Source organism: Paraburkholderia sp. RL18-085-BIA-A (genome assembly GCF_046027075.1).
GTDB lineage: Bacteria > Pseudomonadota > Gammaproteobacteria > Burkholderiales > Burkholderiaceae > Paraburkholderia.
Map to the genome: position 1 here is coordinate 1 of NZ_JARESU010000301.1, position 3,830 is coordinate 3,830.

General features: G+C 57.9%; 6 protein-coding genes and 1 pseudogene. 2 read left to right on the forward strand and 5 right to left on the reverse strand.

Annotation, left to right across the window (positions count from 1 at the left end):
* Positions 1-59 precede the first annotated feature (59 nt).
* From P0D89_RS51395 to P0D89_RS51405, 3 genes and pseudogenes are all read right to left on the reverse strand, one after another.
* Positions 60-317 carry an iron-containing alcohol dehydrogenase gene (locus P0D89_RS51395; protein ID WP_408379377.1) on the reverse strand — a complete coding sequence of 86 codons (258 nt, stop codon included), beginning with the start codon at positions 315-317 and terminating at the stop codon, positions 60-62.
* Between the two features lie 94 nt (positions 318-411).
* Positions 412-693, reverse strand: a complete 282-nt coding sequence (locus P0D89_RS51400; RefSeq protein WP_408379386.1) for a TetR family transcriptional regulator C-terminal domain-containing protein — start codon at positions 691-693, stop codon at positions 412-414.
* A gap of 58 nt (positions 694-751) precedes the next feature.
* Positions 752-1,129: pseudogene (locus tag P0D89_RS51405) on the reverse strand (NAD(P)H-dependent oxidoreductase subunit E); the annotation flags it as partial.
* Between the two features lie 370 nt (positions 1,130-1,499).
* On the opposite strand from P0D89_RS51405, the gene P0D89_RS51410 reads away from it, so the two are divergent.
* The gene (locus tag P0D89_RS51410; RefSeq protein WP_408379389.1) at positions 1,500-1,772 is read left to right on the forward strand and encodes a group II intron maturase-specific domain-containing protein; all 273 of its coding nucleotides are present in this window, start codon (positions 1,500-1,502) and stop codon (positions 1,770-1,772) included.
* 442 nt (positions 1,773-2,214) lie between these two features.
* Here the strand turns inward: P0D89_RS51410 and P0D89_RS51415 are convergent, their stop codons facing one another.
* Entirely contained in the window at positions 2,215-2,493 is a 279-nt protein-coding gene (locus P0D89_RS51415) for a hypothetical protein (protein ID WP_408379379.1), read from the reverse strand.
* A gap of 10 nt (positions 2,494-2,503) precedes the next feature.
* Positions 2,504-2,917, reverse strand: coding sequence for a hypothetical protein (locus P0D89_RS51420; protein ID WP_408379381.1), 414 nt, complete (start codon positions 2,915-2,917; stop codon positions 2,504-2,506).
* A gap of 158 nt (positions 2,918-3,075) precedes the next feature.
* Between P0D89_RS51420 and P0D89_RS51425 the strand changes: the two genes are divergently transcribed.
* Positions 3,076-3,519: a universal stress protein gene (locus P0D89_RS51425; protein WP_408379383.1), complete on the forward strand. Its 444-nt coding sequence runs from the start codon at positions 3,076-3,078 to the stop codon at positions 3,517-3,519.
* Positions 3,520-3,830 lie beyond the last annotated feature (311 nt).

Sequence of the window (3,830 nt, forward strand, 5' to 3'; positions counted from 1 at the left end):
CGTCCTGCGAACAGATCCTCCATGCTCTTGAGCTTGCTCATCATCGGCTCTCAAATCGGTCAGCCTGACACTTTAACCGAGTCGCCTTCGCTATTTGCACCAGAGCCGGCCGGGTTTGGTTCGATGCCGCTGAAGACGAACGAGGCACGCTTACCGAGCGCCGCTTGCACTTGCGCGAGCACGCCATTGCGCGTGATGCTGCTGCCGCCGGAGGTGATCAGCACGCGCGCGTCGCGCGGCACGTGCGCGTCGAGCGCGGCAATCTGGCCTTCCCCGAAAATGATCTTCGTGGGGTTTTGGAACGTGAAGTTTTGCATGAAATACCTTTTCTGAATTTAGATGACCGGGTCGTCTTAAAATTGATGGAAGAATGTTACCGGTCGAGACACAAGGAGATCGGGGATTGAGACGTTAGAGGGCGGATCTGAAAAACAGATCGAATATCAGGTGCACGCAGGCTTTCAGCGGTTCGATCGAGTCTTCCAGTTTCATTCGCAACAGGCTACCTTCCCAGGCGTTCCAGAAGAAGTCCGCCAGTGCGTCGGCGGACAGATCGTTGCGCACTGCGCCGTGGTTCCGGCCGCGGCGATGGTACTCGGCAAAGCTCGCGCGCCTTTCGTCGACTGTCTGGCGCGCGGTCGTCCGGCAAAGCTCGCTCGACTGCGCGATTTCGCCGGCGAAGTTGCCGAGCAGTCAACCGCAACGATCGTCGCAAGCCTCGTAGTCGGCGACGATCCCGGGCATAAGGTCGGCCATCGAGCGTGAGTGCGAGCGCCGACGCGCACAGTCCAAGACAGTAAACGGGCTCAACGCAGAAACCCTTTGACGAGGCGTTTTCCGATTCGGTACACCCCAGCCGTGCCCGTACGTGGCTCTCCAGTTCCCCGGCGCCCATCGCCTTGCATGCCTCGGCCCGGCAGCACTGAACGATATGACGTGCCGGGGGTTCAGGGCGGAAGTAGCGGTAATAGGTCACGACGCCATGGACCTCCGCCCGGGACAAATTCAATAAATGCGCGATCCGCGAGACCGCGCCGGTGGGGATATACCCGAGTTCATCCTGAACATCATGCAGAACCGGCAGAACCGCGCCGGGAGTTGCAATGTGCGTGCTGAGGGGCCCATCCACTGGATCGTCATCGCCGTTGAAGGGTGTGATTTTCGACGCTCATTTTGGGGATCAAACCGTTCATTTCTTCACCTGCAGAACACGGACGCTCTTTGTCGATACGCAGTAGTTATCCAATGTCATTGTCGGTTGTTAGCCAGAGGCTGGTAAGTATCAGTCGCCACCTAAATAAGCGCAGCAGATGCGGACTCATTCCAAATTTCGCCGATGAACACCGGTGTCACCCGGTGAATTGACCTTGCTCTGGACGTGAAGGGAAATGACATCGCGACAGCTTGCTTTTACGTTCAGGCGAAGAGCGACATCCAGCAAATACAACCGGCGATTTACCCGTTTCCTGCCAGCGGTGAGCAAAGATGCATTGAACCGGATGCGGCAAACAGTGCGGGGCTGGCGAATACATCGTCGGACACCAGCGACACTTGATGATCTTGCGCAGCAAGGTAACCTGACGAGGCAAGGGCGGTGGAACTATTACGGTGCGTTCTATCAGACGGCGATGCACGAGCTCTTCCACGTTGACGGAAAGCCTGAGCAATGGGCCAGACGCAAGTATAAAACACTGTCGGGCCACAGGGGCCGTAGTGTGGAATGGCTCCGCAAGATGAAAAAGTCAGCCATACGCCGGATGAGTGCCAGATAGTCGGTATGGTGAAAACATCTGAATTTGCAATAGGGTCGTTATGTTGAACGAGCGGAAATGGCTATTGCGCTCGAACCAAAACGGTACCGGAGGTGGGAACAGCGTTTCTCGATTACGCTTTCGTGACCCATATACCTCCCGGGCCAGAACAGGCACCAAACCCGCCGTACTTCCATAAGCGGAACATGGAAACCTCGTATCGCTCCCTTCGGGGACAGCAGGCTGCGAGGTCTGCCCCATGGCGGTGCGGGCACAGGAACGGGGAAAAAGCGAATGCCCGGCTGTAATGGACGGGATACGGGTTGCGACATCACTCGACTCGAAAGCGGGCAGACTTCCTCATGGTCTCTCCTCACCGGAGAGTTTGCAGAACCATCTGTACGGGAGGAAAGTCAATCCTGTAGACGGGCGGATCGGCATGGACGACCCGCCCTGAGCTTCACTACTTCAACACACCATTGCGCTTGGCGATATGCGTGGAAATCGCGTCCATCAACGGCGGGTTGAGCGCGTCGTACGGTGGGAGTCCGAGCTCAGTGAGCCGGGCACGCACGCCGTCCATCTGCTCCGGTTTCGCGCCGCCGCCCTCGATTACCGATGAGACGAAAGCTGCAAAGCGCGGCTCTTCCCAGCCGTTGTCGTCGGAGAGTTCGACGTGAATGAAATTAAGACCGTAGAACGGGTGGTCACGGTTTTCTAACGGTGCGGCTCTTCTCTTCATTGACCTCGACCTACAGTTTGGCAAACTTTTCCCGAAGTCGCCTGGTCACCGCCCCCAGCAGCCACACATGGCGCGGATGGGCATCGATCAGCACGACCAGATCGTCAGCGAATCGGGCATACTCGACGTAGGTGTACTTCCCGTTGCGCGTGCCTTCTTTCGCCCGCTCCGAACCGAGCTTGCCGGCTTGTCGGGCGTGCGCACCGGCACTATTCTCGTTGGCTACGCGCCAGACCCTCTTGGAAAGATGACAAATCGGTAATCGGCGTGACACCGTTCGGCCAGCAAGGGCAGGGAGAATAGGCGCCCTGAATCCTACAGGCGGCACAAACATCACGTTGTCCCTTCGTTCCAGAATTGCGACAGTTATCGCCACCGTCAAAGCGTTGTTCGTTTTGCTCGTCAGTGCCGGCTGTGACTTCACGCAGCTCGTACGGTTCCCTCTCTGCTTGATGCCACGGTCCACAAACGTCAGGATGTCTTACGGGAGACGACAACGGGAGAAAGTCGGCGGGCATGCGTGTTTTTTTGGGGCGTAACCGATGTGCGCTAGCCTCCCTCGTTGCCTTACCGGGAGTACCTATGTCCGAATCGGGATCGATTTTGGTTTACTACGACGGCTCAGCCGAAGGCAAGTGTGCACTTGAGCACACTGCCAAACTGGCTTTGTCTTGCGGCAAAAAAGTTCACGTGCTCGTAGTCACCGACAACGTCGCGTCGGTCGCATTGAGTGCGGGAATGCTGAGTGGCGCCGCGTGCAGCGACATGGTGGAAGGGACATCGGTCATTCTCGACGAAGCGGTGCGTCACCTCACCGCACAAGGAACGGTCCCGACCGGCCATGCTTCCCTAGGTGTCGTCGTCGACTCCGTTATCCGCCACGCTGCGCTTGTCGACGCGGACATGATCGTCATCGGTCATCGCAAACCTCGCGGGCTCGCGAAATGGTTGAGTTCACAGCCGACCCTCGACCAACTTGTCGAGCGCTCGGGCGGGCGCGTGGTCGTGGCCGTGCCGGTGGCGTGATATCAAACGCGCAATGGCCTGCTGTCGTCCAGGGTGACAGGCCGTGCTAGAGACAGCCGCGCAATTGCGAAAAGCGCGTCCCGTAAGCTGATGTTGGGACGTTGTGCGCCTGTCACCGTCCCAAGATCCGGCCCATCCGCGTACGGAACGCTGTGACGTGGAGTTTGAACTGCTCGACGTAACGTTGGATCGTCTTTTTCTTGGAAGAGGAGGGTCACCTGACGTACCCGGTTCTGGTGCAAATAGGCTCATTGGACCGGTTAAAGTAGCGATCCAATCAATCTGGTGGGCGGCGATGAGCAAGGGGAAGA

What these genes read in the sequence shown, in the direction of transcription:
- P0D89_RS51395 (WP_408379377.1), bottom strand. Translation starts at nt 317, where the DNA reads ATGCAAAACTTCACGTTCCAAAACCCCACGAAGATCATTTTCGGGGAA.
- P0D89_RS51410 (WP_408379389.1), top strand. Translation starts at nt 1,500, where the DNA reads ATGCGGCAAACAGTGCGGGGCTGGCGAATACATCGTCGGACACCAGCG.
- P0D89_RS51415 (WP_408379379.1), bottom strand. Translation starts at nt 2,493, where the DNA reads ATGAAGAGAAGAGCCGCACCGTTAGAAAACCGTGACCACCCGTTCTAC.
- P0D89_RS51425 (WP_408379383.1), top strand. Translation starts at nt 3,076, where the DNA reads ATGTCCGAATCGGGATCGATTTTGGTTTACTACGACGGCTCAGCCGAA.